Below are 26911 nucleotides of genomic sequence, written 5' to 3' on the forward strand. Positions count from 1 at the left end.
CCCTCTAACGCGCCGGACACGCAGCAGATCTCGCAGTGGCATGGCTCGGCATCGCCATAACCTGCAGCCACCCCGCGGCAATTGCGGATGTCACGTGACAAATCCGCGGGCGGGCAGAGCGGCCGCCCCCTCAGGTGTCCGGTCGGTCCGGCGGGCGGTCCGATTTCTCGAGGTGTTGCGGTTTCGGGAGACGATAGGACTGCAGCCAGGTCGGGCCATGCGAGTTGCGCAAACGCCGCAGCGTACCGGCATCGTCATGGGGCGGGCCGCCCATCCAGACGCGGTTCAGGACGCTTTTCCAGTATCGGCCGTGCCTGGCGGCATAGGCCTCGAGCGCCTGCTCCTCCTCCGCGGTCACCGGTGGCAGCTTTTCCCATCTGGGACGCGGTGCAGTGGTCTTGCCGGCTGCCACTGTCGCCGCCTTTTCGGCGATCAGCCGGTTGAGCTCGGCCACACCGGCCTTGAGGCATGCCGGCCCGTCGAGGTGGTGAAATTGCATCCAGAACGCGGTCCGCTCCGGGAGGGAGGCGCCGATCCCGGCCAGTCGTTCCAGTTCGCCGATCGTGCCCATCAGCGTACCCCTCCTCTCGCGGCGCCGTTTCCATCCTGTGCCGGCTTGAGCGGAAACCCATGGCGGGCCCGCAGCGCCGCGATTGCCGCGTCCTGCCGGACGAGTTTGCGGGTCAGCGCGTCGACTTCCGGCTGGCGCTCGGCGGTCAGCGCTGCCAGGTTGGCGCGATAGCGCTCAAGGAAAGCACCCGGTGTCATTGCCCTGCCGCGGCGATAGCCCGGCTGACGCCGGCCAAGCTCGGGAATGATCGCGGTCATTTTGCGGGTGATCTGCCGCTCGATCAGATCGAGTTGATGCCGCGTCTGGCGGCGCGCCGCTTCCATGCGCGAGAGCTCAGCAGCTCGTTTTTCTGGGTCGGACATCAGGAAGCCCTCCCGCGCCAGGTGGCGAAGCTGGACGGACCGTCATAGGCGGCGTGCTCCGCCTCATCGATGACGAAGCCGAACCGGCCCACCGCGTAGTCGTCGCTCGAAACCAGGAAGCGGCGCTCCTCGGGCTCTCGATCGCGACCGCCACCGATGGTGGCGATCACCTCGGTCATGCCGGGGTGATGCTGCGACCGCAGCGCGGCGATCACGATCCAGTCGCGGGCATGCTGCCGCAGGAATTCCCGCCTATCCTTCTCCTGGGATTGACCGGGGGCGAGGATGCGACCGTGGATCGCTTCCCATGCGTCCGGCCAGGTGTCGCGCAGGGTCTTGTCGGCGGCCTTGCGTTCGTAGCCTGTGTAGAAGTCGGGAAAGGTGAGCGCCACGATCGCCCAGGCGGCGTCTTCCTCGTAGAACCCGTCGTCGATCCGAAGCAGCGGGTGAACGGCAGCGTTTCGCGCGGGCGACAGCTTGAAGCCGCCATGTCCGGCGGTGGTGTGGCAGACGATCCCGTCCGCATATATGGTGGCGCCCTGCGATGGCCCCCAGGGAGTGTTGCAGTCCATTCGCACGGTCTGGCGTCTAAGCGCCCGCAATTCCCTGGCGTGTTCGGCCTCCTCGAACATGCGCGCCCGGAAAGCCGCTTCGTTTTCGACGGCGCCGTGATGCGAATAGAAGTCATCGCGTTTCAGGTCCGTGAGAGGCCGCGAGACGCGCCAGGCGCTGGCGACAAAATGCTGTCCGTCCCGCGCTGGCACCATGGCGAAGACGAGATCACCGAGGCGCGCCACCGGCAGGCCGTCGGCGCTTCGGCCGAACGCAACCCCTGCATCGTCAGGGGTGGAAAGGTCTTCGGAGAAGGAGCGTCCCGTCTTCATGCCACGGCCCTCCCCTCGATCGTGTCGGCCGCCACCTCGTCGGCGCTCACCTCCTCGAGCACGGCATCGCGATAGCCGTGCCGGCCCAGCCAGTCCTCGGCCGCCTGCCGGCCCGGCGCCAGGTGGACGAGCTCGGCGCTTGCCCCCGCGCGATCGAAGATGCGGATCGATCCCGGCGCCGGGCGCGCGATGACCTTGAAGGTCAGCTCGCTTTCGAGCGAGAAGGTCCGGCAGACGCGGATCGCGACGATGCCGTCTGCGCCGAAATCGCCCTCGTGCAGCGTGAAGTCCGGCGCAAGGCCGATTGTGCCGAGACCGCGCCTGTCCTGTTTACGGATCAGCCGGCCCTGGCTGTTGCGGCCTTTCCAGGCCGCGAGCTTCCGCCGGTGACGTTCGGGCGGACGCGGGGTGCCGTCCGACCAGGCGACGATGGCGCCGATCGGCGCGAGATCATGGATGAGAGAGGCGGACATCGCGTGTTCTCCTTCGATTGTTGCGATGGTGGAAACGACACCGCCGCCGGGGCGGCCGGCGGCGGAGATAGATTCGGAAGAGGAAAGATGGAGCGGCTATTCCGCCGCGATGCCGTAGGCCGTCTCGTCCTCGTCGGGGCGATCACCGTCGGCCGGATCGGGCAGTTCGACCTCGCTGCCCGTGCCGGACAGTTCCTGGTCGCCAGCCCCGTCATCCCGCCCGTCGCCGTCAGCCGCCTCTGCCGCCTCGTCGGTGTCGAGATCCTCGCCCTGCCGGAGGAGGTCTAGGAGTTCGTTGCGGTCGGGCGAAAACAACGCGGCCGGATGGACGAAGGTTTCGTCCGCCCCGAATTGCTCGACGAGCGCGGCGCGGGTTTCGCGGACGCGAGCCCGCGGCTGCACGCCGGCCTCCTTTGCGGCGGCTTCGAGCGCCTGGCGCGACAGGCATACGAGAAAGTCCTCGCTGCCCATGTTGGCAAGGAACCCATCCGCACCGATCGTCTGGCCGGCGATGCGCGCAACGACGCCGCTGTTCGACATGCCGCGCCGGCACGACAGCACGTCGATCAGCATCGAGCGGGCAGCGACGCGCACGGTCGCCGGGTCGAAGGACAGGCTGCCGTCTTCGGTGACGAGGCGGGCGGCGTGACGGAGAAACCGCTTCGGCCCGAAGACGGTATCGTTTGCGCCGGAATCGACGCGGACATTGCGGCCCGCAAACGCAATGACCAGCAGCGCCATCAGCATCTCGTCCTCGATCGGCGCGCGGGCGAGCGCCTCGTGCAGCGCATCGGTGCGGAAATCACCGATCATGTCCTGGCCCTTCTGGGTCACGTCCGGACGGGATTTGGCAACGGGGTCGGCCTCATCGCCGTCGGCGGTCGCATCATTGACGGCCGGGCCGACCTGGCCTTTTGCCGGCTTCGGTTCCGGCATGCGGTAATGCACGCTCTGCACCTTGCCGTCGCGGTCGAGATAGAGGCCGGTGCGATCGCCCTTGCCGGGCTTTCCGTAAATGCGTTCCGCCTTCTTCGGCAGTTCGGGCTGGCCCCAGTTGTTAACCTCGACGATCGCCCCCTTTTTCGGCAGGTTGTCGGTCATCCATTCCTGCTGGGCGCCAAGGAAGGCTTCGACATTGGTCGTGTAGCGATTGTCCTCGTCGGCTGGTCCGAAGAGGTCCTCCGCCCATTCGATGCCATAGGCCGCACGCAGGTCATCGCCGAAGCTTGCGTCGCGGGCATACATGCGGGTCTTCGAAAGCGCGTTGGCGACCTGCCACCACGCAGCCGTGTCGCCCTTCTTCGGTTTCTGCGCCTTCCAGACCTCCTTCTGTTCCTCGACCGACGCGGCGGCGATCGTCCTGAGCTGCTGCTCGTTCGGCATATCGCCCCTTGCCATCTGGTCGAGCATGGCGGGAAGCACGTTCGCCAGCAGCCTGAGCTTGCGGATCTGGCGCACCGGCAGCGCCAGCGCCAGCGCAATCGCTTCTTCGCTCCAGCCGAGCGCCACCAGCCGTTCGATCGCCCGCCACTGGTCGACGGGATTGAGCTGGTCATGCGCCAGCGTTTCGGCCAGCGATCGCATGGCGCCGCCATCGTCTGCCCGGTCGATCACCAGCACCGCGATCTCCTCGAGACCGGCGGCGATCGCCTGGCGTACGCGCCGGTGCCCGGCATCGATCACATAGCCGTTGCCGCCATCGGCTTGCGGGGCGACGACGGGCGGCTGCACAATGCCGACGGCCTTGATCGTCGCCAGCAGCAATGCGTCGGCCTGCGGGGAGGATTTCGAGCGGCGCGCCCTGTCGGGATTTTCGGTGAGTGCGCGCGGATCGACGAATTTCAGTTCCATCGGATTGCTCCTTTTCAAGGGTTGGAGGACCAGGGCTTCCCCGGTCTTTTCCGTCTTCTTCTTGAAGACATCCCCCGGCCCGCAGGGCGGGCAGGCCGACGCAACTGCGTGCGACGCATCCCTGCCTGGCAGGCCAAGCGGGGTACTTGGGCCCTGCGCCGGACGCCGGGCCGGGATCGCGAACGCGCGCGGTTGAGCCCTTGGGCGTCGGCGGCTCGCCCGATCTGCGAACGGATTTCCTCATGTCCTTTCTTGCTGTTTTCCCCTCCCTTTCCCCGCCCGGCGGACCGACGTTTTTCGTGACAGGCGGTTGCACCGTCCGCCGTTCCAGTGGCACAAGAACGCGGACTGATTGCATCGGTGATCGTCCGCTGAGCGCAGGAATTGTGGAAGCACCGTCGGTGGTTCCTTCGGAAGGAGAGACGACGGTGTCCGGGAAACACGATCGCGACCAGCGGGCGGCAAGCGCCGCCGCATTCCGTCCGATGCAGGTCGAACTTTCATTTTCGACCATCACGATCAACCAGATCTTGGCCAATCCCCTCGAAGGGGAAACGCCGACAGCCCGCGTCAAGCAAATCGCCGTGATGATGGTGGTCGCCAGGCTGCATGGCGACGGTCTGCCCGTCACCTTGACCCGTCTGACCGAAATCACCGGCCTGACCAGAAGCGGTATTGCCCAGACGATCGGGCCGCTGGTTAAACGCGGGCTGCTGGTCGAGGAAATGGGCAAGAATGCCATGGGGCGCGGCATGGCCCGGCAATTCAAAATGTCCCCGACCCTCCTCCAAACCCTAGACCTGATGATGGGGAGTCCGATCGAAAATGGAAAATGAAGCCGAGCACCTGTCGCAAACGCTGGCCTGGACATGCGGCATGATCGCTGAAAGCAGTCCCGAGGATCGACGGCGGATCGCCCTTGCCTACAGGCAGGCGCAAGAGCTCATCGCCGGCATTCCGCTGGACGGCGGCGATGCCCGGCCCCGCATCGTTGCCTGCTTCAAGCGGTCCGATACCTATCGCGCCGCGGACGATATCGCCTGCGTCGGCTGGATACTGACCGCCATTCAGGAGCGGGTGAACCAACGAGACCTTCCCGACTGGCGTCAGTTCCGCAAGGTTATCAAACAGGCGGTGAGACAGCTGTCCCAGTCGGACCCAATCATGCATTGAAGGGCGACGCCTGGAATGATGGCGGCTCTGGTGTGAGCACAACCGGCAATCGGGACACGCTCAACGAGAAACGATCCCCGCCTGGAGAAGGCAGGGATTGAAGCCGAGGGACCACGCAAAGTCACCTTCGGCCAAAAAAAGAGGGCCAGCGGAAGACCGCGGCCCTTGAAGTGTGAAGGTCAATAAACCTCCAGAGGGGAACAGCCGATGCGGCGGCACTGGGAGGAGAAAACCGCGATGTGCATCAGCTGCGGTCACAATGCCCATTTTTTGACCTGACGGAAATCAATTTTTGTGCAATGCAGCCATGCAGATGCTGCACTGCACCCAATGGACGCCCCAGCCCAACCAGGCTTCGGCGACGCGCTTCCATGGCTCAACCGGCCGCTGCCGGGTCCCGCATCGTGCGGCGTAGTTCCGTTCGATCGCGTATGATCGAACGGAAGAGCCTGCGAGCCGGTCGCGTCCGCACACAAAGGGCGTCAGCCGGCCTTGTGTTCGTCGCTGCGATCGGGATCGTCCGCAAGCGCCTTTTCCACGGCGCTCAGTTGCCGGCGTTTGTCCGCCAGCTCCGCGGCAAAGGCGAAGGAACTCCCTTGCCGCGACTGGTAGGAGACGAGCCGGCGACGTGAATCTTCCAGCCTCTGACGAAACCGCTCCCGCTCGCCTTCAAAGCCGTCAAGCGCATGCTCGAGCCGCGCGACCGCGCCGAGCGGCGTGACGGTGACGGCGAGGTCGATCTCGTGATCGGCGCCGGTTCGCTTCAGCATCGTCTGATAGCGGTAGCCATCCTTCCCGAAGCGCTCGCCCGCGTAGACGAGATCGAAGCCGCCGATCGCGGCGATCACGACCTCTTCCTCCTGCTGCAGTTGGACGCGGGTGAGGATTTCCTTCATCAGCGCCCTGCCCGCTGGTTTGCGTTCAAAAAAGCGGTCTTCCGTAATCGTCATGACAAAGGCCTCGCCCGCCGTTGGGTCGAGACGTCCGAGATCCTGGCCGATCTCATTGATGCGTCGGGTCGCGTATTCGATGTCACGCTCGGCATCGCGGATCTGCCGGCGGATGGCGAACTGGTCATCCTCATGGGCGGCACGCAGCCGTTCGAGACGGGCAATGTCGGCTTCGAGCCCCGCTTTCTGCATCAGGCGCTGATCGCCCGAGGCAATTGCCTTGGCCATCGCGAACTGGTTGGCCTGCCCCTCGCCGAGATCTTCCAGCCTGCGGATCGAGGTGTCGCCGGAGAGCGCCGCGGCAATGAAGCGGGCCTTGCGCTCGTTGTTCTGCCACATCGTCGCGTCGAGTGAACCTTCGGTGGCGTAGGCGAAGATGTCGACCTCGTCATGCTGGTTGCCCTGGCGCACGATGCGGCCTTCGCGCTGCTCGATCTGCGACGGCAGCCACGGCACATCGAGATGATGCAGCGCCTTCAGCCGCGCTTGCGCGTTGACGCCGGTGCCCATCGTGTCGGAAGAGCCGATCAGGAAGCGGACTTTTCCCGCACGCACGTCGCCGAACAAGCGCTGCTTGGCCTCCGCCTTCCTGTAATCCTGCATGAAGGCGATTTCGGAAGGCGGCACGCCGAGGCGCACCAGTTCATCGCGGATCCAGCGATAGGCGGAAAAGCCCCTCGCCTTCTCGACGCTGATCGTGCCGAGATCGGAAAAGATCATCTGCGCGGCGCCGGGAAGTTCATACCGCTTGCCGTCGGGACGGACATAGGTCCGGTCGGCCGTGTCGCGCCAGATACGATAGGCGCAGGCGATCAGGCTGTTGAGTTTGTTCGCCGGCTCATTGTCGTTCTCGGCGTCGACCAGGCGCAGGTCGATCGCCGCATGGCGTCCATCGGTAATCACCGACAGCAGGATGTCGTCGCCGGGCTCCGGCGGCCGATCGCGCTCCTCGATCGCCTTGATGCGCGCGTCGAGCACCGTCTGGTAGCGCTTGAAGGCCGCGGTCGGCCTGGACGTGACGATCTGGCGCTTGAGCCGGCGCTGCTCCATGACGGCGGCTGCCATGGTCATCGTCTTGCCGGCGCCGACGGCGTGCGCCAGATAGGTCGAGCCTGAGGCGATGATGCGCCAGATGCCGCGCTTCTGGTGCGGATAGAGGGTGAAGGCCGAAGATGCGCCAGGCAGCTTCAGATGCGCGCCATCGAATTTTCTCGGCGCGATGTTGTTGAAGCGGTCGTTATAGACCCGTGCCAGCCGGTCGGTGCGATCGGGATCGGACCAGACCCAGCTCTGGAAAGCGGACTTGATCTTTGCCAGCTTCTCCTTCGCCGCTTCGGTGTCGACGACATTGAGCACCCGGCGTTCGCTCATCTCCGCCTTGATGGTGTCGAAGATCTGCGGCACGCGGCTGTTCAGCGCATCGGCGAGCAGTTCGCCGGCATGGCGGCGATCGGTGCCCCATTCCGAGGTGCCGGCCGCCGTCCATCCGAGCTGCCGCGCCTCCACCGTCCATGAGGCCAGCTCCGGCAGGTGGTGGATGCGGATTTCGGCCGCCATCGTCTCCTTGACGAAGGCGACGACGTCGGACGCGGGGATCCACGGACTGCCGAGACGCGCGGTGATTTCCGAGGGACGGAGATCGGCGGGCTGCACCTCGGTCAGCGCCCGGACATTACGCTCATAGGCCGGTTGAAGCGCGGCGGCAGCTTCGGCAACCTTCAGCTTGTCGCGCACATGGCCGGAGAGATAGGCGTCCGCCGTCTGCCAGGCGCCATCGGCCGGGTCCTGGAAAATCGCCTCGCCGAGTTCCGCGATCACCGCATCGCGATCGCAATGGACGAGCTCGGCGATATGATCGAGATCGACATGGCCGCGTTCGTTGAGCACGACGGCAAGCGCATCGGCGGCGCTGGTGATGTCAGGCGGCGCCGGCGGCGAGATAACCCGCTCGGAGAAGATCGGACCGGGTTTCGCGGTATCGGTCTCGAGATCATAATCCTCGATCGAGGCGACCAGCCAGCAAGCGGGGTCGTCGAGGAACGGTTGGAGATTGGGGCGCCGATGGGTCTCGCGCACCTCGCCGGTCTCCGGATCTTCGGCGATCGAGACCTTCGTATGGTTGATCGGCCCGTAGGCGCGCACGAAGCTCGACCAGGCGATGCGCAGGCGCACCTGCGCCCCCTTCGACGGCTGGTCGCACTCCTGGCACTTCAGCACCTCGCGCACCGCATCGCGGATCGGGATCAGCTTGCGGATGACGCCGACTTGTTTTTCCGGCAGGCCTTCGCCCGTGCGTCCCTTCCGCACCGTCACCGCGGCGGGTTCGCCATCGATGATTTGCGCAAGGCCGAAGGCTGTGTCGAAAAGGAAGCTGCCTTCGCGCACATGGCGATCGCTCGGCAGATCGATGACACGATCACCGTGCTCTAGATCGAGATCGGTTGCAGTCGGCTCGCCGTCGTAGAAGTCTTGCGGCAGGCGGCCGATCGCGGCATCGAGTGCCGCGCCGAGGTTTTGCGCGAGGCGCGAGCGGCAGGTGTAGGTTTCGCCGAACGGTCCCGATGTCAGCGCATGCTTGCCGAGCACGAAATCCGGATGCCGGGCGAACCAGCGGTTTACGCGGATGGCGCCCTCGTCGACTGTGGCTGCGCGAACGTCGTCGAGGTCGAGCCAGGCGAGGTCACTTGTCCGCTCGCCGATCTTGCGCTTGCGGAAAAACAGGATATCGACGACGACGTCCGTGCCGGCATCGGCGCGGAAGGAGCCCTCGGGCAGGCGGATCGCCGCGATCAGGTCGGCGGACCTGGCCATCTGCGCCCGGGCGGCGTTGTCCGCCTTATCCATGGTGCCATGCGACGTGACGAAGGCGGCGAGCGCACCGGGCTTGAGCAGATCGATAGACCGCGCGATGAAATAGTCGTGCAGGCGAAGGCCGAGCGAGCGATAGGCGCGGTCGGACCGCACGATGCGATCGGAGAAAGGCGGATTGCCGATCGCGAGATCGAAGCTTGCCGGCAGCTCGGTGCGGGCGAAATCGCCGGTGATAATCCTCGCCCGTGGCTGCAGCAGCTTGACGATGCGCGCGGTGACCGGATCAAGCTCGACACCGGTGAGGTGGGTGTTGTCGCGATAGTCCACCGGCATCAGCGCCGGAAACAGACCCGTGCCGATACCCGGTTCCAGCACGCGGCCGCCGCGCCAGCCCAGGCGCAGCAATCCGGCCCAGATCGCCCGGATGATGAATTCCGGCGTGAAATGCGCATATTGCGTGCAACGGGCCAGGCTCGAATAGTCGCTTTCGGTTACCGCGGTCTCAAGTGACGAGCCGAGTTCGTCCCAGCCCGCTCGGAAATCGACCTCGCCCGGTCGGCGGAACATGCCATTGGCCAGTTCGCCGGCGCCAAACCCGGTGAAGCGGACAAGCTTCGCTTGCTCGCCTCTCGTGGCGGCTCGCTCCTGTTTATCGATTTCAGCGGCAAGCAGGATAGCCGCTACGTTCGTTTTGGCCCGCTCTTTCCAGGATGAGCCAAGGCCGCGATCTCCGTCATCAAGATAGAAGTTGACATAATCGCCCTGCTTTCGAACGGCAGGGTTTCGAGGGGTGGTGCCCGGCATCGCCGGTGCGGGCGCCGGCGGCGTCGGATCGGGATCGTCGTCATTGGCAGGTTCGAGGGCGGCCGTCGGCGTAAAACCACCGAGGCCCGTGATACCGAGATTTGAACCCGACGATAGAGCGCTTGAGCCGAACATATCGAGCGTGAAGGAATCGTCATGCGCCATTGCAAAATTCTCCTGTGGTTGGAAGGCGCGCGCCGTCGCTCCACGGCCCGGACAGCGGTGGGCGAAACGGTGGCGAGATGGATGGGAGGTGCCGCGGTCCGGAGGGTCAGCAGCGGATCAGGGTGAGCGACATCGAGGCGTCGTCCATGACGACCGTCAGATGCGTGGCGCCGGGGGCTGCGGCGATCAGCGTGTCCAGTTCGGCCGCGTCGATGAACTCGACACCGTCATCGCCCCCGAAATGCCGCCGCTTGCAATGCCAGTAGTCCGGATTGGTCTTCGGATCGCACTCCTCGGCATGAACGACGAGCGGGCGTTGTCCCTCGGCAAGCTTGCCGTTGGACATGACGTAAACCCCTTCGTCGCCGACCAGCCACAGGCCGGCCCTCGCCTCGGTTTCAGAAGAGATCCCATGGTACGGGATCCGAAAGCCGCCGTTTGCGGCCGCGTCGGCGCGACCGCGCGCGAGCACGGCGCGGATGTTGGAGATGGAAAAGGTGAACATGCCGCCCTGCCTCACGCCGCTTGTCGCTCGGCCAGGAAGCGCAGATGCACCGGCAGCTTCGCCGCGATCTCCGCCTCGGTCAGGTCTTCCAAGAGTTTCAGCGTGGTGCCGCCGGATCTCTCGAAGAACATCACCATGCGCCTGCCACGGTCAGCCTCCGGCCAACCCTCACCGGCATAGGCGCGATAGTCGTCAGCCGTGCTGCTCCAGATATGCTCGAGCCGCTCCTCGCGGCTCATCGCCCGGACGGGACGGGATTCGCGCTCGATGATCGCGGCGCGCATGCGCTCCGAAAATCCTTTGTCGGCCAAGTCGCAGTAACCGTGGAAGTGGCGGATGCGCCCGTCGATCGACAGCGTGAAAAAGACGCTGGTAATCGAGCCGGTCAGGAACTCGCGCATCGCGAACATCCCACCCCGCATCCAGAGCGGCGGCAGGATCTCGAACATGTAATCGTGGGATGCCTCGCCGATCTCGAACCATTCGCCTCTGTAGAGGCCGCTATCGTCGCCCTCCCATCGGTTCGGGCGCTCAGCATGGCGGTCGAACATGCGAAACATCTGCCTGCGGTTGGCGATGCCCTGATAGACTTTGCGGATGGGCGAGAGGGTCATTGTCGGGCTCCTTCAAGGCCTCGTCCGGGCCGAAGCGCGGCGGATCCTCATGGTCGCCATCTTCTCTTCAGCCCTTCCTGACCCTTCCCCACGGCCGCCTCTCCGTCCGGACGGGTCAAGGGCAGGCGAAGCCTGGCGGAGCTTCACCTTTGACGCGGCCGGCGGGCATGCGGCAGGCCATTTCCCGTTCCCCTGCTTTTCTTCTCTTCCCTCGCACACACGCCCACCTTGGCGCGAAGCGCATCATTCCAGTCCTCGGCCGGCGGCATCAGACGAGCCCAATCACATCCGGTGTCTTCGGCGATGTCGCGCAGCCGGCCGGCGAAGGTCTCGCCCTGGCTGTTGGCATCGGTGGCGGCAACCAATTGGGCGCCGGGGCGCGCGGCAAGCCTGCGCACCGCCGCATCCGTCGCCGGCGACCATCCCCCGCCGGTGCTGAGGTAGAGGGTGTGCTCACGCAACCCCTCGAGGGCGGCAAGGCTCAAGGCATCGATCGCTGCCTCGGTAACGCAGAGACGCGAGGCACCCGGAGAACCGATGCGGAACAGCACCTTCGATCCACCGGTGGAATAGCCGCGCCAGTCGGGGCCACGCTCCTCCCAGCCGGTGAGGCCGCCGTCGCCATCGACATGGGCCGCCCACATGCTGCCGTACGGCCCTTCGCGCAACAGGTCCTGTCGAACCGCTGTCCGGATGACAGCGTCCGGCAGAGACCGTGCCTCGCGCAGGTAACGCCAGGTCGCCGATCCCGGCCAGGGCTTGCGCCGGGCGCCCCAGCGATCGCCGATCGAGGCTGCCTGTTCGGTGTCTCGCATCGGTTGCGCCCAGGTCGGCGCTGTCGCGACGAAGCCTACCAGCGATGCGACGCGATCCACGGCTTCAGCGAAGGAACCGCCGTCGACATGCGCGACGAGGCTGAACACATCGCCCTTGGCGTCGGACAGGGGATCAAACCAGCCTTTCCCACCATGGATGACGATGACGATCTCGGCCTCACGCCGGTATTTGACCGCGCGCCGCGTGCTCTCCTTGCGATCGATCGCAAAGCCGGCCTGCTCGAGGATAGCGGCGCAGGGAACGCGGTCGCGAAGCTCTTCAAGTTCTTGTCTTTCCATCTTTCTGGCCGGCGCTCTCGCATCCGCCTTTCTTGTCCGTTTCTCTTTTCCCGCAATTTGCGGGACCGCTTCGGGATGCCGCGAAGAGCAAAGGCGGCAAGGGCGCGGCCGGCAAGGTGCAGAATTGCACCTGGGCGACCTGGCGGTGCCGGCCGCGGCGAAGCTTCCCTTGCCGCCTGCCGCTCGCAAGCGGCACCTCCGGGAGAGAAAATGCCGGCTCAGTGAGCCGGCCCGAACTGGAACGGATCGTATTCGGCGACCGTCTCCACTTCGCCGTCTTCGAGTTCGTCGGACGGAAGGACGCCGAACTCGTCGCCGGAGCGAAAGAGCGTGATGGGCACCATGAGGGTGCGGGCGAGTTGGAAGGCGTGGTTCTGTGCTGTGGCAAGATCGGACATCTGAAGGCTCCATCTTCGCAGCGGGCCATTCCCGCTCGATGGCTCCTTCGAAGGGCCGGGGCCCGGTCGCGATCACCGCGAAGGCGTCAGCCGAAAGCGGCGGCACGCTCGCGTAGCCGACCCCGCCAGCGGGTTGATCGTGGAAGATCCGGAACCGGACCAGGACGCCATCACAAGAGAGCGGGATTGGTTTGCTGCGAAGTGTCAGCTGGTATTCCGGGCACCCGTGCCACAGCTGCAGCTTCGTCTTCCTTCTTTCCGCCGCACTCACGCAGGTGCTTCGCGGCAACCGCGACGCCAAAGGAGGCACTTGCGAATACGGCCGCGCCTCGGCAAGGCCACCAGCGATGCGATGTTAGACATGCTCGATGGCCTGATGAGTCAGTAGCGCCTGGTGGAGCGACCAGCGGCCACTGACCAATATTTTGATATAAATTTCGGTCAGTATGTCGGGGGCCGCCGACGTTCACCTTCTCTTGAATAGTGTCAGAAACTTGCATATATTCCTGACAGGAGAAATTCCATGCAAAAGCTGACGTCGCAAATTATGGTCCAAGCTGAACGACTGCCGGAAGGCTCCGCGCTTTCCGCAAAGAGCTTTTTGCATCTCGGAAATCGTGCTGCCCTGGACCAGGCTTTTTCGCGACTGGCCGAGCGCGGCGAACTCGTCCGGGCCGGCCGGGGCATCTATATGCGGCCAGTCAAAAGCCGTTTTGGCAACCGAGCGCCGACGGTCGAACAGGCAGTGGAAGCCGTGGCGCAGCAACGCGGCGAGGTCATCGTCCCGAACGGCGCCGCCGCGGCGAATGCCCTCGGCCTGACCACCCAGGTCCCGGTCCGCTCCGTTTATCTGACATCCGGCCGTAGCCGGACGATGAACCTTGGAAAGCAGACGGTCGACCTCAAGCATGTGCCTCGCTGGCAATTGGCTTTGGCCGATCGACCCGCCGGCATGGCGGTCCGTGCGCTCGCCTGGCTGGGGCCGGAGAAGGCCGATGAAGCTCTGTCGAGGATCAAGCGAAAGCTGCCGCCGGGCGAATTTGGAGAACTAGTGGCGGCGGCTCCGCAGTTCCCGACCTGGCTCGCAAGAAGCGTGGGAAAGGCTGCGCATGGCTGATCTGTTCCTTGCCCTGTCAAAGGATGACCGGGGCGATGGCCTTGGCCGTGGCAGCCGGCCGCACCGGGCGGCCCACTCGTCTGCTCGAGAAGGATGTCTGGGTATTTGAGCCGGCCATTGCGGGTCTAAATTACCGCCTGGGCTCAAGATGAAGCCATCCGGTCGCGGAAAATAGGGGTGGAGGGCGTGCTTAACCGGTTCGCTCAACTGTCCGTTTACCCGACTATTCTATCCGTCAAGAGGTATACTTAATGCCTTAGGATCATCATGAAAACTCACAAGCAGGAATTTATCGAGTTGCTCAGCGGATTGGATAAGATTGAACGAAAGCTTCGAGAGCCTCGTGTTCAAACTTACCTGGAACGAAATGTACAGCTCATTTGCCCGGAACATTATATTGCCCCGAGGATGGTCATCTCTAAACTCAGAGTGGGTGCTGACTTTGCTTGCGATTTTGCATACTTCGCACCTGTGTCGGGCGCGAACTATCTCAATCTCGTCGAAATAAAAGATCCAACCTGCAGCCTCTTCACAATCAAGAACACGATAACCTCCTTCATTCGGGATGCTCTTGACCAGGTCCGCACGAATCTCAGATGGGCATCGGACCACAGGCCGGACATCGAGTCTTTAAGAGCTGAGCTGGCAGCGCAATTTCCCGCAACTGAGAGCGGCATGGCTTTCGCCAAAGGTATTCTCTATTGTGGGCGTCGCAGCGAGATCGAAAGTCACCCTGAGCGGCGAGCCGTCTGGCAAGAGTTTGTTTCAGATGCGAAGAAGCATGTGGAGATCCGAACGTTCGACGGCCTCATGCAGGAAAACACATTTGCCTTCGCTCAGACCATTAATGCGGACAGCGAGATAAAATGTTATGCACGGCGCCGCCGCCGATACTATTTGAAGCATCCAAACTAATCAAAATGACGATTGCGCATGGCTTCCAGACTCAACTTTCTGGTAGCAAGTGTGTTCTGATGTCTGATCGCGCTCGAACATACCGGCCTGGATTCTTTGCGCGCCTCCTTCCCCAGGGGAAATGGAAGGTGATATTGCGCTCGTCGTTTCCGGCGATCGTGCAAATTAATCTGAATGGCGCCAGCAATCTTGCTTGCCAGGACGTCATAGCCATTTCTGTCAACAAGGCACTGCTTTGGCATTCGGTCGAAGTCCGGTCTCGCAATCACGTCCACGCCCTTCCCTGTCTTGGAGAAGAGGCCGCGACTCGGCTGGCGGCTGATCTTTATGGTTTCATCAACAGCCATCTTTTCGAACTGATAGGCTCCGATCTCAAACGTCTGAGCGAGGTGGATAAGAAACTGACGGGCATCGTCGAGGGCCAAAGCCAATATCTCGCCCATGCCGACCTCGCGCGGGCTATTGCCAGTGTAGACGGTGAAGCCGCCGCCGCCCTCTCGCACCCTCTGTTCGATCCGGAATTGATGCCAGCCATCTTGAAAGCGGCACTTCCGCGATCACTCGCCTTCATCACCGACCGGGACGTGCGCCACAGATATAATGAGACCTTCGTTTCTACCGAGCTGTCGAGATACCGGTCTTTCTTCGACAGTCTGGACGGCCGATCATTGTCCGATCAGCAGCGTGAGGCCTGCATTCGATTGGAGGATAACAATCTTCTCGTCGCCTCCGCGGGTTCAGGCAAGTCCGCCACCATGGTCGGCAAGGTCGCTTATGTCCTCAAAAAGCGTCTTTATCGGCCCGAGGAAATCCTGGTCCTCGCGTTTAACAAGAGCGCGGCCGACGAACTGAAGGAGCGCATAGCCCGGCAGCTTGCGGTCGATACCACAAACCTTGAATGCAAAGTCACCACGTTTCATGCTCTCGGTCGCGGAATTATCGAAGAGGTCGAAGGCCGTCCGCCTCAGCTTGCAGATTGGGTCGACCATCCGGCGGGCGAGGCGAAGATCATCGAACAGATTATCGACGAGCTATTGCGATGGGATCCGGAATTCGCCGGCCTGTGGGTCAATCTCCTCGTCCTCCATCCCAAGGCGGATATCCCCGCAGAGGTGTTCGATTCTGAAGCTGACTACGACCGTTACCTCTCAGCGCGTCGACGGAAGGGAAATGCGACCATCGGCACGATGGCCGGCGTCTATGTAAAGTCGCTCCAGGAACAGACGATCGTCAACTGGCTCTGGCTGCACTCTGTCGAATTCGAATACGAACGTCAGATTCCCATTGAAGAGGAGAACGGCGAGATCCGGTACGTCCATCCGGATTTTCACTACCCTGCCAGCACCACTATCCATGAGCATCTGGCCATCAATGCCGACGGTTCCTCCCCATTTGAAAACTACGTCGCCAATGCCAAACACAAGTTGGACGCCTACCGCAAGGCCGGGATGGACGTTTTTCAGACGACGTCAGCTCAGGCGCGCGATGGGTCGCTGATTGCAGCCCTTGAGGCCGAGATCACGAAACGGGGTATTCCGCTCGAACAAAAAAGTTACACCGCTATCGTCAAGGTTCTCGAGCCGGTTGTCATCAAGCATTATCACAAGCTTATCGCGATCTGCATCAAGCACATCCGCGCCAGCCATCTGACCTTGGATATGCTGCTTGAGCGCGCCAAATCGCTCCACGACCGGACGCGTGCCAGGGAATTTGCGCAAGCCATCTGGAAGATCACGGAATCCTACTCCCGGAAACTGGAAGAAGCCAAACGCATCGATTTCGACTCGATGATCGCCAACGCCACACGACTCATTGAGACTGGGCGGTATTGGAGCCCCTACTCCCTGATCCTCGTCGATGAGTTCCAGGATATCTCTGAACCGCGGGCGAACCTGATCAAGGCACTGAAACACCAGAAGCCGTTCACCAAGATCTTTTGGCGTCGGTGACGATTGGCAATCTATCTATCGCTTTGCCGGTTCAGACATAACCATCTTCACACAGTTCGAGGCAAACTTTGGCGCGAGCTGGAAAGGGCGTCTGGAGCAGACATATCGTTGCAACCAGCTGATCGCAGAGACGGCCGCCAGTTTCGTGCAGAGGAATCCTGCCCAGCTGAAGAAGACGGTTCGGTCGACGCGACCGACCATTCCACGATCGATCCGGGTCATTCCGATCGGTGGTGACGGCGGTAAGCCGGATTTCGGTGAGGCGTGTCACCAGTTATTGCTGCGCCTCGATACCTTCTTGGGTGGAATTTCGGGGCAATGGCGGAACGATGAACGCAAAAAGCTCAAGGCTATGGTGCTGTGGCGCTATAACCAGCTCGATCCATTCAGAGGTGCGCCGACGGAATTCGAGCATCTCGAAGTTTCGGGACTGTCTTTTCATCGCGCCAAAGGGCTCGAAGCGGACTATACAATACTGCTCGATGTGAGCGAAGGCGATTATGGGGTACCAAGCCGTATCGAAGACGATGAACTGCTCAATCTCGTCATGCCATGGCCAGAGACCTTCGAATTTGCCGAGGAACGCCGTCTCTTTTATGTCGCATTGACCCGCGCGAGCCGCGGCGTATTCTTGGTCACGAATAGCCGTGAGCCTTCCAGATACATCCGGGAACTCTCAGAGATCGCCGGCGATAACCTGCGTTTCGAAACCATTGATGGTGACACGGTACATCAATGTCCGGCGTGCCGCGTGGGTCATCTGGTGGAACGAAAAGGTCGGGGCAACAGCCATTTTTTCGGGTGTAACCAATATCCCGGCTGTGACCACATACAGCGACGAAGCGCCGAATGAACAAGCCAAGTTGCCGGTGCGGCCGCGCGAGGTCTCTATTCCACTCTTCCAGTCGATTTGTCAGCCGGAAAAAACTGCTTTACCTGCGCAAGATCGTAATTCCGAGCGCATGTCGCGTCGGAACGCCAGATGCCATGCATTTTCGTCGTTACGTTCTTCGATGAATATGGGAGGCGTTTGTCCGAAATTTGTATATGTATTTCGGACTGGCGATCTGTCCGAAAAAAGTATACATCTTTCGGACATGGCAGACTCACCCGACTTGAAAACAGCAATGCTTAAACGCATCCGTGCGGACGCACCGCGTAAGGTTTGGACGCCTAGCGATTTCGTTGACCTCGCCTCGCGAGACGCGGTCGACAAGGCGTTGCAGCGACTAACAAAAACAGAAATCCTCAGGCGAATCGATCGAGGACTTTACGACCAACCTGGTTTTAACAAACTAACTCAAAAGCCTAACCCTCCCGATCCGCGCTCAGTTATCGATGCCGTTGGACGCCGCGATCAAACCCGAATGCTTGTGGACGGGATGACCGCAGCGAATGACCTCGGTTTGACTGACGCTGTCCCTGCAAAAATTATTGTCCATACCGATGCGCGCCGGCGACCGATTAAGCTCGGCAATGTGACTATCACCTTTCGTCCGACGGCAGCCAGCAAACTGTTCTGGGCCGGACGACCGGCAATGCGGGTCGTTCAAGCGCTTTACTGGCTTCGCGATATTTTGCCCCGCGAAGGTGAAAGTCACCACGTGCGCGGCAAGCTTGCCAGGCTTTTTGAGGATCCTGCCGTCGGCGCGGCTATTAAAGCCGATTTGGTAGCAGGCATTCCCGCGCTTCCAACATGGATGTGGACATTTCTAAAGCCGCTCATCGAAGATGAGATGGGTGGCCATGATCGGCATGTCAGTAACAATCGCACTGTAGATGATCACGACGCCGACGATCATCGCCGCGACGACGATGATGGATATCGCCCAGACGATACTCGCCTGAAACGTAAGTCAGTCTCGACTCGCATAGCAAGCAACAAACGCAGTCACTCCAGGCCATGACGAAATGAATCCAGCTTTTGACGAAGTTCTAGCAGCCGGAGAGGCGGCGATGTTAAGCGCGTTCGACACAACAGCTCAACGCCTCGGCACGTCGGCACAGAACATAGAAAAGGACTTCTGGGTCTGCTGGACGCTGGACGTCTTGTTCAACGGCTTGAAAGAAGGTGGTCCCCGCCTCCTCTTCAAAGGCGGAACCTCGTTGTCCAAAGGGTTTGGCCTGATAAGCCGCTTCTCCGAAGACATCGATGTCACGGTGTTCAGGGACGATATCGGCGAGGCGGCGAGCATCGAGGAACTTGAGGAACTCAGTGGCAAGAAACGCAAGGCACGTCTCGAAGCGATCAAAGATGCCTGCAAGGCCTACATCAACGAGCCACTCCGCGACGAACTAACGGTGATCCTTGCGGACCGCCTCAAGGCCAACGGTGTTGATGCTGCAAAAGCGCGGATCGAGGCTGACGACACCGACCCTGACGGTCAGACATTGTTGATCTGGTACCCCGCGGCGACGCCGCGTTCCGATTATGTGAGAGCGGCGATCAAGATCGAGTCGGGCGCGAAATCCGCGCTTGATCCGAACAGCGAAGTGCCGATCAAGCCCTATGTCGATGATGATCTTCCGGCGCTCGACCTGACGGTGCCGGCGGTGCGGACCGTCGATCCTGAACGGACCTTCTGGGACAAGGTCGTAATTCTCCACGGGCTGCGGCGCTGGTTCGACAAGCGCGATGAATTGAAGGGCGGCGGGCAGCGGGTATCGCGGCACTACTACGATCTGCACCGGCTCGTCGGGACAGCCGCTGGGGCGGCAGCCATCAAAGACAGAGCGCTCGGCGACGATTGCGTCGCGCACGCGCGCATGTTCTTCAATCGGCCCGACTTCGACCTTGCGACCGCTGTACCCGGCTCGTTCGCGCTTGCGCCGCATGACGCGATGATCGAACAGCTCCGCGTTGATTATCGGGCGATGCAGGGCATGATTTTCGGCGACGCGCCCGCGTTCGAAGCCGTGATCGAGAGCATCGCTTCGCTCGAGGCAAGCCTAAACAAGATGGCCGAATGAGGCGGGGGCGGCGATGAAGAAGCTGGAGGGATCGGTGAGCACGAAACCGGAGCCGGACGCATATCGCAGCGGCTACGCGGTGGTCGCGCCGCTGCGCAAAAGACGACTGACTGGCGAGGTTTATGAGCGCGACCCGAAGGTGGAAACACTCATCGCAGAACTGGCAGTCTTGCCACGCGACGAGTTGATCGGCCGAGCTGCATTCACCAAGCGCTCCGACCCAGGCTACGTACCGAGCGAGTGCCTCGTGTATTTTATTCGCGCTTCTCGTCACGACAATAACGAGGCATGGTTCGAGCGGCTCTATCGCATTCTCATGGAGAGGGTACTGCGCAGCGTGCCCAGATCAGAAAGCTCCGACGGCAAGACTGAATCGCTGACGCGCAGCGTGGTCCGTGACAAGGTCTTCAGCCGGTTTGTCGAAATGCTATCCGCGGACCGGGCATCATATGTCGACAAACTCGACTATTTCGAAGTGCGGTTCGATGGCGCTGTTGCGAGCCTCAGACGCGATGCTCAGGAACAGGCTTGGCGGGACGAGAACAGATCCCAGCCTCTCGAATATGACGAGGAGAGTGGTGAGCTGACGGCGGAGGTGGAGAGAGCGGCCGGCGCCCATGATCCTTTTGCCGCACCGGATTTCGACGATCCGGTTTACCGGTCGCGTCTGGATGCGGCGATTGAGGCTCTACCGCCAGAACAAATCAGGATCATACACATGCTGAAAGAGGGCTTTCCCATAGATTCAAAGGAGCCAGACGTCATGACCATCTCCAAGGCATTGGGCCGCTCCGAAAAGACGATCCGGACTTATCGCGACAAAGCGATTGCAGCACTGCGGTTGGCTCTGGCTGACGGGGAACAGCAATGAGCCCGGCTGGCGAACGCCCCTCCCGTGAAGCCGTGCTTGACGCATTCGCGGTCGAAAGCGAGCCAGATCGCTCGACCCTCGAGCGCTACCTGCGGCTTTACCCGGAATACGCCGCCGAACTCGTTGACCTTTCGCGCGAATTGAGCCGTGAAACTTCGGAAGATGACGCACCGCTCTCCGCCGCGGATCAGGCCCTGGTTGACGCCGCTTGGTCGCAACACGCGGAGGCTTTGCCAGCGGCTGGGTCAGATCCATTTGCGGCTCTGACATCCGACGATTGGCGCGCTGTTGCTCGCCAACTGGATGTCCCGCGCCAGGTCATCACCTCGTTGCGTGAACGGCGGGTATCGCTGCTGAGTATCCCGCAGCGGTTTCTCAAGAAGCTGGCAGAAGCGATGCGCTGCTCGCTCACACAGCTGCAGATGTCTTGGGGAACGGCACCGTTGGCCGCAGCTCGCAGCTACAAGGCAGATGGCAAGCCAAGCGCGGGCGAGCAGGTCACCTTCGAGAAAGTTCTGATCGACGCCGGTGTTTCCGATGAGAAGCGCGCCGAGCTTTTGACAGAGGCTGAGTGATATGGATAGCGTGGAGCTTGCCAGGCAGGTTGCCGCCGAGCTTCACGCTCAGCTGGTCGAGTCCGGCGCCGATCCTTGGTCACCATATGATTTCGTCGTCACGGAAGCCAAACGACGGGGCATCGACGTTGAGCCGACTGCGGCGGGTGCCGCTGTTCTCAACGGCGGTCGCGCGACCTTCATAGCCGCCGACGACCTGATCCTTCATCAGAACGTCGGCTCCTCGTTCGAGCGAGCCTTCCTTGTTGCGCATGAGATCGGACATGTCGAACTTGGCGACGATCCCGACGATGCGCCCGCACCGACAATCGATCCCGCTCGCGCCGCCGAGCCATCGCCCGTCGGCATTGATCGGGTTGTCGACTACGGGCGCAAGCAGCGGCGCGAAGTTCAAATGGATCTGTTCGCGCGCGAGCTGCTGCTGCCGCGCAACGTCGCGCGTGCACTTCATATCGACCAGGGGCTTTCCGCATCCGACATTGCCACGAAGCTCGGCGCACCATTCGACGTCGTCGCGCAACAGCTGTTCGATGCCCTGCTCCTGCCGCCGGTGCCGCCGGCGAACGAGGCGGCGCATGTGGAACGGCGGTTGAATCCTTTGCAAGCGGCAGCGGCGACGCATCGCGGCGAAGCCTACCTGCTCGAAGCGGGTCCCGGCACGGGCAAGACCCAAACCTTGGTTGCACGCGTCGAAGGCCTTCTGGAGGAAGGCGTCGACCCGAGGCGTATCCTGCTTCTGACGTTCTCCAACAAGGCGGCGGGCGAGATGGCCGAAAGGATCGCGCGCAAGCGCCCCAAGGCAGCGGCCGCAATGTGGATCGGCACATTTCATGCCTTCGGCCTCGACATCATTCGGCGATTCTATGCGGAACTCGGCTTGCCGAAGGACCCGCGGATGATGGATCGGACCGAGGCTGTCGAACTCCTCGAGGAAGAGTTCCCGCGCCTGAGGCTTTCTCACTATCGCAATCTCTATGACCCCACCCAGATCATTGCCGACATGCTGGTTGCCGTGTCGAGAGCGAAGGATGAGGTGGTCGATGCCGACAGCTACGCTGCGCTCGCCGGCGCCATGCTGTCAAACGCGGGTGATCCCGAGGCACGCGAAGCCGCTGAGCGCGCGGTCGAGGTCGCGCGCGTTTACGCGGCGTATGAGCAGCTCAAGCGCAATGCGCACTGTGTCGACTTCGGCGATCTTGTCGCTCTGCCCGTACAGCTGCTCGAAAATGATCCAGCCATCCGCGCGACACTCCAGGCGCAGTACGATCATGTACTCGTCGACGAATATCAGGATGTCAACCGCAGCAGCGTGAGATTGCTGAGCGCAATACGTCCGGACGGCCGCAATCTCTGGGTGGTCGGTGACGCCAAGCAGTCGATCTATCGGTTCCGCGGAGCGTCATCGTTCAACATGACGCGCTTCGGCAGCCAAGATTTCACCGGCGGCAAACGCGGTCGATTGAAGCGCAATTATCGCTCGGCGCCGGAGATCACGACCAGCTTTTCCGATTTCGCGATCAAAATGCGAGCTGGCGATGCCGATAGCGGCCTTGAGGCAGAACGGGGCGCCAATGGCCATGAGCCGGAACTGCGCACCGTGCGGCGAGCCGAAGAACAGCAGGTCGCCCTCGCCGAGGCGATCGAGGAACTGCGTCGCGAGGGGCATAACTATCGCGATCAGGCCGTCTTGTGCACCGGCAATGAAAAGCTGTCCAGGATTGGGCAGGATCTTGAGCGCCTCGGTGTGCCAGTGCTGTTCCTGGGCAGCCTCTTTGAGCGAGGCGAGGTCAAGGACCTACTGGCACTCCTCTCGATCCTCGTCGACCGGCGCGCCATGGGCCTGGTTCGCATCGCCTGCTGGCCTGATTTCGCAATGTCTTTCGCAGACGTCGCGGCTGTATTCGCGTATTTGAGAGCCACAGATTCCGCGCCGGCAAGCTGGCTGCAAAATATCGACTCCATCCCGGAACTGAGTGAGGCAGGACGCCGGGCACTGGGCAACCTGTCAGTTGCCCTGGGTGGTTTCGGCGACGCCACCTCGCCGTGGACAATTCTCGCGATGCTGCTTCTTGATCGCACGCAGATTGCGGCACGTCTCGGAGCATCGTCAGACCTCGGCGATCGCACACGCGCTGTAGCGATCTGGCAGTTCCTCAACTTCATGCGCGTACAGCCGGCGGGTCGCGGGCTGCCTGTCCCGCGCCTTCTCGATCGAGTGCGCAGACTTGTGCGCCTGGGCGACGACCGCGACCTGCGACAGTTGCCGGCAGCAGCACAGCATCTCGATGGCGTGCGACTGATGACCATCCACGGCGCCAAGGGGCTGGAATTCGAAGCCGTGCATATCCTGGGACTTAACAGCGATACCCTACCACGGACGCCGCAGGCTCCGGCGTGCCCGGCGCCGACGGGCATGATCACTGGTGCGGAAGGCAGTGCCCTCGATGCATTCCGGACTGGCCAGGCCGAGGAGCAGGAATGCCTTTTCTACGTCGCATTGTCACGCGCTCGCGACCGCCTGTTCCTCTATGCACCGACAGAGAAGAGCAATGGGCACAATCGGCCGCTCTCACCCTTCCTCGACCGACTCGGGACCACGTTGCTGCGCCGCCCGATCGTGCCGGCGCGAGCCCTTCCCCCGGCCGCAGACGCGCAGGGCGTTGAATTGATCATCGACGGTCGGCTTCGCTTTAGCGGACCGCAAATCGCTCTTTATGAATCGTGCCCTCGCCGCTTCTTCTACACGCATGTCCTTCAGGTCGGCGGACGCCGAACCACCACCGCGTTCATGCAGTTGCATGAGGCAGTCCGCTCGGTGGTTGGGGCGGTGGTCGCTTCCAACCTGTCTCTTTCTGAGCGGGAGCTGCAAGATCGCGCGGAAGCAGCGTTCGTCAGCCAAGGGCTTTCCGATCATGGCTATCGCGCCGAATTCCTCGATCTCGCCTTGGCGATGCTGCGTTTCTTTCTGTCCGGCCGCGCAGGAATGGTCGCGAAAGTCCCTACCGCTGTCAGCCTCATAATTGGCGGCGAGGAAATCCTCGTCCAGCCGGATGAAGTGCTAGTGCGACCTGATGGCGTCCGCGCCGTGCGCCGCATCGGCACAGGTCACATGCGATCCACCGATGGCAAGGATGTTGCCGCCGCGGCGTTGATCCTCGCGGTCAAGCAGGCCTTCCCCGGCGCCATTGCGGAGCTGGTCCACCTGTCGGACAGCGAAGCGCGTCCGCTATCCCTGTCGGACCGCGAACTATCGGGGCGCAGAGACAAGCTTGCAAAGTTTCTGGGCGAGATTCGCGCGGGGCGGTTTCCTGCCGCGGTTTCATCATTCACATGCCCGAACTGTCCCGCTTTCTTTATCTGCGGTTCGGCCCCGGAAGGGTCGCTCAAAAAAAAGTTTGCCTGACCTTACCGGTCGGCCAATGTCGCACCGATTGGATCCTTAGAGCCGCGGCGTCGCCACGGCGAGAACATAAGGAACCAATCTATGACGACAACAGAGCTTCTTGATTATGACGATGTCGGAGACGCCCTGCGCGAAGGCCGGGCGCTTCGTCCGGCGCGTTGGTATCGCTTTCTCCTCGCTGAGGGCGATCTCAATTTTCAGCAGCGTCAGGTGAGCGATCCCGTGCCGCTGGGGCGCCAGGTGCTGGAGGCCGCATCTCTCGATCCTCGGCATGGCTACAGCCTCTTTGCGATCTTGCCCTCGGGCGATTTCGAGGATGTGCGCTTGAACGAAACCTTCGACCTGCGCGAGCGCGGGGCCGAGCGTTTCATTGCTTTCCAGTCGGATCGCGAATTCAAGCTGACCCTCAACGACGACGAACTGCGCTGGGGCAAGCCCGTTATTAGCGGCGCTGTCCTCTATGGCCTGGCTAAGCCGGGAGATAACGAGGCGGTCTTTCTTGAAATTCCGGGCGGTGAAGACCGCTTGATCGAACAGAACGAGCTGATTGACCTGACCGGCGCCGGCATCGATCGCTTCATCACTGCGCGCAAGCCGCCGGTGACCTTTGAAATCGTCGTCAACTCGCGTCTCCGCACGGTCGACGAACGGACGGTCACGTTCGAGCAGGTCGTCCAGCTCGCGTTTCCGGGCCAGCATGAGCCGAATGTCGTCTTCTCGATGACCTATCGGCACGCCGCGTCAGCGCCCCATGCGGGCGAACTCGGGGCAGGCGGCTCCGTCGATGTCAAGAAGAAAGGCACGGTGTTTAATGTCACGCGCACTGTTCAATCGTAATCCGGACCTTAAGCGCCTGCTAGACGAAGGCTACTTCGTCCAGCAGCAGGGCGGCTATCTCGTTATGCGTGAGATTCCTTACGTCGATGAGCGCCGGCAGCCGCGCATCGGCACGTTGATCTCCAGCCTCACGCTCGCGGGCGATCAAACCCGTACGCCCGACACGCATGTCATCCACTGGGATGGTGATTTCCCCTGCCATGCCGATGGCGTTCGAATTCAAGGGATTTCGCACGTGAGCGGCGCCTTCGACCTTGGCCATGGTCTGAAGGCAACGCACAGCTTCTCAAGCAAGCCGGAAGGCGGCTATGCGGACTATCACCATAAGATGACGAGCTACGCGAACATCATCGCAGGCCCCGCTGCAGTGCTGAAGCCCGGTTCGACCGCACGCACTTTTCGCGAGCCCGAACAGGAGGAAGAGAGCGTGTTCAACTACGTCGAGACTGCCTCCGACCGCGTTGGTATCGGCGCGTTGACCGGACGGCTCGTCGGCGAACGCATCGCCATTATCGGGCTCGGCGGCACGGGCGGCTACATTCTCGACCTTGTCGCGAAAACACCGGTTTGCGAAATCCGGATCTTCGACCGCGATGAGTTTCTGACTCACAATGCCTTTCGCGCGCCAGGTGCTCCGAGCATGGACGAGCTCCGAGAAGCGCCCAAGAAGGTCGAATATCTCAAGCGCATTTATAGCCGCATGCACCGCAACATCGTGGAGAACGATGTCGCTCTGAACGCTGACAACCTCCACCTTCTCGACGGCGTGACCTTTGCGTTCCTTTCCCTTGATGCGGGTGAGGCTAAGCGGTCGATCGTGGAGAAGCTCGAGGCGATCGGCGCCGGGTTCATCGATGTCGGCATGGGGCTTGAGCTGGATGAAGGGTCGCTGGGCGGCATCCTGCGGGTGACCGCCAGCACGCCCGAAAAGCGGGATCACGTGCCGCAGCGCATTTCCTTTGTGGGCGGCGGCGTCAAGGACATCTACGCCTCCAACATCCAGGTGGCCGACCTCAACGCACTCAATGCCGTGCTCGCGGTGGTGAAGTGGAAGAAGATCCGCGGCTTCTATCGCGATCTCGACCAGGAACACCACTGCACCTACACGACCGACGGCAACATGCTGATCAACGGAGACCTCGCATGATCCGGCACCAACGACTTGAGCACCGCTTCGTCGAACATATTCCCGAGCGCCTGCAGACTGGCGTCCTCTACGTGTCGATGGACTACGCGACGTCGGCCCACAGTTGTTGTTGCGGCTGCGGCGAGGAGGTAATCGTCCCCTTCACACCGACGGACTGGAAGATGACATTCGACGGCGAAACCATCTCGCTTCGTCCGTCGATCGGCAATTGGACGCTGAAGTGCCGGTCACATTATGTGATCGATCGAAACAAGGTGATCGAAGCAGGCCCGTGGAGCGACGAGCAGGTAGAAGCAGAGCGCCGTCGCGATCGCGCCGCCAAGGAGCGTTTCTACGGCCAGTCGGCAAAGGCCGAACCTCCTGCCCATACCGCTCCAGCAACGGCCCAGGGCGGTATCTGGCAACGCATTTGGACGTGGATATCAGCGCCTAAGCAATAAACCTGTGAGTT

Annotated in this window: 24 protein-coding genes; 14 read left to right on the forward strand and 10 right to left on the reverse strand. The window is 62.1% G+C overall.

Translation table 11 applies throughout. From position 1 onward, the window contains the following. Nucleotides 1–130: 130 nt before the first annotated feature. The 5 genes from RHIBR816_RS38190 to RHIBR816_RS0132805 form a co-directional block, all read right to left on the reverse strand. Entirely contained in the window at nucleotides 131–571 is a 441-nt protein-coding gene (locus RHIBR816_RS38190; RefSeq protein ID WP_018240814.1) for a hypothetical protein, read from the reverse strand. Continuing rightward, complete coding sequence (locus RHIBR816_RS0132790; RefSeq protein ID WP_245262814.1) at nucleotides 571–933, reverse strand: hypothetical protein; 363 nt, start codon at nucleotides 931–933, stop codon at nucleotides 571–573. Before RHIBR816_RS0132790 ends, RHIBR816_RS38190 begins: the two co-directional genes overlap by 1 nt. Continuing rightward, nucleotides 933–1817, reverse strand: coding sequence for a hypothetical protein (locus tag RHIBR816_RS0132795; protein WP_018240816.1), 885 nt, complete (start codon nucleotides 1815–1817; stop codon nucleotides 933–935). Before RHIBR816_RS0132795 ends, RHIBR816_RS0132790 begins: the two co-directional genes overlap by 1 nt. Further along, the gene (locus tag RHIBR816_RS0132800; protein ID WP_018240817.1) at nucleotides 1814–2290 is read right to left on the reverse strand and encodes a hypothetical protein; all 477 of its coding nucleotides are present in this window, start codon (nucleotides 2288–2290) and stop codon (nucleotides 1814–1816) included. Before RHIBR816_RS0132800 ends, RHIBR816_RS0132795 begins: the two co-directional genes overlap by 4 nt. Nucleotides 2291–2386: 96 nt before the next feature. Further along, nucleotides 2387–4141 (reverse strand): ParB N-terminal domain-containing protein, encoded by a 1755-nt coding sequence (locus tag RHIBR816_RS0132805; protein ID WP_018240818.1) that lies wholly within the window; start codon nucleotides 4139–4141, stop codon nucleotides 2387–2389. A 242-nt stretch (nucleotides 4142–4383) separates the two neighbouring features. On the opposite strand from RHIBR816_RS0132805, the gene RHIBR816_RS38805 reads away from it, so the two are divergent. After that, nucleotides 4384–4977, forward strand: coding sequence for a hypothetical protein (locus tag RHIBR816_RS38805; protein WP_245262815.1), 594 nt, complete (start codon nucleotides 4384–4386; stop codon nucleotides 4975–4977). Continuing rightward, on the forward strand, nucleotides 4967–5314 hold the full coding sequence (locus RHIBR816_RS0132815; RefSeq protein ID WP_018240820.1) for a hypothetical protein: 348 nt from the start codon (nucleotides 4967–4969) through the stop codon (nucleotides 5312–5314). Before RHIBR816_RS38805 ends, RHIBR816_RS0132815 begins: the two co-directional genes overlap by 11 nt. A 482-nt stretch (nucleotides 5315–5796) precedes the next feature. On the opposite strand, the gene RHIBR816_RS0132820 is transcribed toward RHIBR816_RS0132815, so the two are convergent. The 5 genes from RHIBR816_RS0132820 to RHIBR816_RS0132840 form a co-directional block, all read right to left on the reverse strand. Further along, nucleotides 5797–10044: a helicase-related protein gene (locus RHIBR816_RS0132820; RefSeq protein ID WP_018240821.1), complete on the reverse strand. Its 4248-nt coding sequence runs from the start codon at nucleotides 10042–10044 to the stop codon at nucleotides 5797–5799. Nucleotides 10045–10150: 106 nt separating this feature from the next. Beyond that, a complete protein-coding gene (locus RHIBR816_RS0132825) occupies nucleotides 10151–10549 on the reverse strand; it encodes a DUF3085 domain-containing protein (protein WP_018240822.1) in 399 nt (132 codons plus the stop codon). Between the two features lie 11 nt (nucleotides 10550–10560). After that, the gene (locus RHIBR816_RS0132830; RefSeq protein ID WP_018240823.1) at nucleotides 10561–11163 is read right to left on the reverse strand and encodes a DUF1419 domain-containing protein; all 603 of its coding nucleotides are present in this window, start codon (nucleotides 11161–11163) and stop codon (nucleotides 10561–10563) included. A gap of 143 nt (nucleotides 11164–11306) precedes the next feature. After that, nucleotides 11307–12278: a DUF3991 and toprim domain-containing protein gene (locus tag RHIBR816_RS0132835; RefSeq protein ID WP_018240824.1), complete on the reverse strand. Its 972-nt coding sequence runs from the start codon at nucleotides 12276–12278 to the stop codon at nucleotides 11307–11309. A gap of 218 nt (nucleotides 12279–12496) precedes the next feature. After that, nucleotides 12497–12676: a hypothetical protein gene (locus tag RHIBR816_RS0132840; protein WP_018240825.1), complete on the reverse strand. Its 180-nt coding sequence runs from the start codon at nucleotides 12674–12676 to the stop codon at nucleotides 12497–12499. A gap of 523 nt (nucleotides 12677–13199) precedes the next feature. Between RHIBR816_RS0132840 and RHIBR816_RS0132845 the strand changes: the two genes are divergently transcribed. The 12 genes from RHIBR816_RS0132845 to RHIBR816_RS0132900 all read left to right on the forward strand — a co-directional run bounded on the left by RHIBR816_RS0132845 (nucleotide 13200) and on the right by RHIBR816_RS0132900 (nucleotide 26900). Continuing rightward, the gene (locus RHIBR816_RS0132845; RefSeq protein ID WP_018240826.1) at nucleotides 13200–13793 is read left to right on the forward strand and encodes a DUF6088 family protein; all 594 of its coding nucleotides are present in this window, start codon (nucleotides 13200–13202) and stop codon (nucleotides 13791–13793) included. 267 nt (nucleotides 13794–14060) lie between these two features. After that, the gene (locus tag RHIBR816_RS0132850) at nucleotides 14061–14708 is read left to right on the forward strand and encodes a Shedu anti-phage system protein SduA domain-containing protein (protein ID WP_018240827.1); all 648 of its coding nucleotides are present in this window, start codon (nucleotides 14061–14063) and stop codon (nucleotides 14706–14708) included. A gap of 128 nt (nucleotides 14709–14836) precedes the next feature. After that, on the forward strand, nucleotides 14837–16657 hold the full coding sequence (locus RHIBR816_RS0132855; protein ID WP_198294205.1) for a UvrD-helicase domain-containing protein: 1821 nt from the start codon (nucleotides 14837–14839) through the stop codon (nucleotides 16655–16657). A 145-nt stretch (nucleotides 16658–16802) separates the two neighbouring features. Beyond that, complete coding sequence (locus RHIBR816_RS38195) at nucleotides 16803–17510, forward strand: 3'-5' exonuclease (RefSeq protein WP_245262816.1); 708 nt, start codon at nucleotides 16803–16805, stop codon at nucleotides 17508–17510. A gap of 274 nt (nucleotides 17511–17784) precedes the next feature. Beyond that, nucleotides 17785–18564: a DUF6088 family protein gene (locus RHIBR816_RS36905; RefSeq protein ID WP_245262826.1), complete on the forward strand. Its 780-nt coding sequence runs from the start codon at nucleotides 17785–17787 to the stop codon at nucleotides 18562–18564. Nucleotides 18565–18568: 4 nt separating this feature from the next. After that, on the forward strand, nucleotides 18569–19627 hold the full coding sequence (locus RHIBR816_RS0132870; protein WP_026187701.1) for a nucleotidyl transferase AbiEii/AbiGii toxin family protein: 1059 nt from the start codon (nucleotides 18569–18571) through the stop codon (nucleotides 19625–19627). Nucleotides 19628–19640: 13 nt separating this feature from the next. After that, nucleotides 19641–20498, forward strand: coding sequence for a response regulator transcription factor (locus RHIBR816_RS0132875; RefSeq protein WP_018240830.1), 858 nt, complete (start codon nucleotides 19641–19643; stop codon nucleotides 20496–20498). Then, nucleotides 20495–21073: a hypothetical protein gene (locus RHIBR816_RS0132880; protein WP_018240831.1), complete on the forward strand. Its 579-nt coding sequence runs from the start codon at nucleotides 20495–20497 to the stop codon at nucleotides 21071–21073. The genes RHIBR816_RS0132875 and RHIBR816_RS0132880 overlap by 4 nt, the downstream gene beginning before the upstream one ends. Nucleotide 21074: 1 nt before the next feature. Continuing rightward, nucleotides 21075–24476 carry a UvrD-helicase domain-containing protein gene (locus RHIBR816_RS0132885; RefSeq protein WP_018240832.1) on the forward strand — a complete coding sequence of 1134 codons (3402 nt, stop codon included), beginning with the start codon at nucleotides 21075–21077 and terminating at the stop codon, nucleotides 24474–24476. Nucleotides 24477–24557: 81 nt separating this feature from the next. Then, entirely contained in the window at nucleotides 24558–25313 is a 756-nt protein-coding gene (locus tag RHIBR816_RS0132890) for a multiubiquitin domain-containing protein (RefSeq protein WP_018240833.1), read from the forward strand. After that, nucleotides 25288–26460 (forward strand): ThiF family adenylyltransferase, encoded by a 1173-nt coding sequence (locus tag RHIBR816_RS0132895; protein WP_018240834.1) that lies wholly within the window; start codon nucleotides 25288–25290, stop codon nucleotides 26458–26460. The genes RHIBR816_RS0132890 and RHIBR816_RS0132895 overlap by 26 nt, the downstream gene beginning before the upstream one ends. Continuing rightward, complete coding sequence (locus RHIBR816_RS0132900) at nucleotides 26457–26900, forward strand: DUF6527 family protein (RefSeq protein WP_018240835.1); 444 nt, start codon at nucleotides 26457–26459, stop codon at nucleotides 26898–26900. The genes RHIBR816_RS0132895 and RHIBR816_RS0132900 overlap by 4 nt, the downstream gene beginning before the upstream one ends. The last annotated feature ends 11 nt before the right edge of the window (nucleotides 26901–26911 follow it).

Origin of the sequence: Ensifer sp. BR816 (genome assembly GCF_000378985.1) — a bacterium.
GTDB lineage: Bacteria > Pseudomonadota > Alphaproteobacteria > Rhizobiales > Rhizobiaceae > Sinorhizobium.

Bases quoted from the DNA above. Each gene is read 5' to 3' on its own strand.
- RHIBR816_RS0132830 (WP_018240823.1), bottom strand. From the start codon at position 11,163: ATGACCCTCTCGCCCATCCGCAAAGTCTATCAGGGCATCGCCAACCGC.
- RHIBR816_RS36905 (WP_245262826.1), top strand. From the start codon at position 17,785: ATGCTTAAACGCATCCGTGCGGACGCACCGCGTAAGGTTTGGACGCCT.
- RHIBR816_RS0132900 (WP_018240835.1), top strand. From the start codon at position 26,457: ATGATCCGGCACCAACGACTTGAGCACCGCTTCGTCGAACATATTCCC.
- RHIBR816_RS0132870 (WP_026187701.1), top strand. From the start codon at position 18,569: ATGAATCCAGCTTTTGACGAAGTTCTAGCAGCCGGAGAGGCGGCGATG.
- RHIBR816_RS0132815 (WP_018240820.1), top strand. From the start codon at position 4,967: ATGGAAAATGAAGCCGAGCACCTGTCGCAAACGCTGGCCTGGACATGC.
- RHIBR816_RS0132820 (WP_018240821.1), bottom strand. From the start codon at position 10,044: ATGGCGCATGACGATTCCTTCACGCTCGATATGTTCGGCTCAAGCGCT.
- RHIBR816_RS0132795 (WP_018240816.1), bottom strand. From the start codon at position 1,817: ATGAAGACGGGACGCTCCTTCTCCGAAGACCTTTCCACCCCTGACGAT.
- RHIBR816_RS38190 (WP_018240814.1), bottom strand. From the start codon at position 571: ATGGGCACGATCGGCGAACTGGAACGACTGGCCGGGATCGGCGCCTCC.
- RHIBR816_RS0132805 (WP_018240818.1), bottom strand. From the start codon at position 4,141: ATGGAACTGAAATTCGTCGATCCGCGCGCACTCACCGAAAATCCCGAC.
- RHIBR816_RS0132890 (WP_018240833.1), top strand. From the start codon at position 24,558: ATGACGACAACAGAGCTTCTTGATTATGACGATGTCGGAGACGCCCTG.
- RHIBR816_RS0132800 (WP_018240817.1), bottom strand. From the start codon at position 2,290: ATGTCCGCCTCTCTCATCCATGATCTCGCGCCGATCGGCGCCATCGTC.
- RHIBR816_RS0132840 (WP_018240825.1), bottom strand. From the start codon at position 12,676: ATGTCCGATCTTGCCACAGCACAGAACCACGCCTTCCAACTCGCCCGC.
- RHIBR816_RS0132880 (WP_018240831.1), top strand. From the start codon at position 20,495: ATGAGCCCGGCTGGCGAACGCCCCTCCCGTGAAGCCGTGCTTGACGCA.
- RHIBR816_RS0132825 (WP_018240822.1), bottom strand. From the start codon at position 10,549: ATGTTCACCTTTTCCATCTCCAACATCCGCGCCGTGCTCGCGCGCGGT.
- RHIBR816_RS0132845 (WP_018240826.1), top strand. From the start codon at position 13,200: ATGCAAAAGCTGACGTCGCAAATTATGGTCCAAGCTGAACGACTGCCG.
- RHIBR816_RS0132885 (WP_018240832.1), top strand. From the start codon at position 21,075: ATGGATAGCGTGGAGCTTGCCAGGCAGGTTGCCGCCGAGCTTCACGCT.
- RHIBR816_RS0132895 (WP_018240834.1), top strand. From the start codon at position 25,288: ATGTCACGCGCACTGTTCAATCGTAATCCGGACCTTAAGCGCCTGCTA.
- RHIBR816_RS0132835 (WP_018240824.1), bottom strand. From the start codon at position 12,278: ATGGAAAGACAAGAACTTGAAGAGCTTCGCGACCGCGTTCCCTGCGCC.
- RHIBR816_RS38805 (WP_245262815.1), top strand. From the start codon at position 4,384: ATGTCCTTTCTTGCTGTTTTCCCCTCCCTTTCCCCGCCCGGCGGACCG.
- RHIBR816_RS0132875 (WP_018240830.1), top strand. From the start codon at position 19,641: ATGAAGAAGCTGGAGGGATCGGTGAGCACGAAACCGGAGCCGGACGCA.
- RHIBR816_RS0132790 (WP_245262814.1), bottom strand. From the start codon at position 933: ATGTCCGACCCAGAAAAACGAGCTGCTGAGCTCTCGCGCATGGAAGCG.
- RHIBR816_RS0132850 (WP_018240827.1), top strand. From the start codon at position 14,061: ATGAAAACTCACAAGCAGGAATTTATCGAGTTGCTCAGCGGATTGGAT.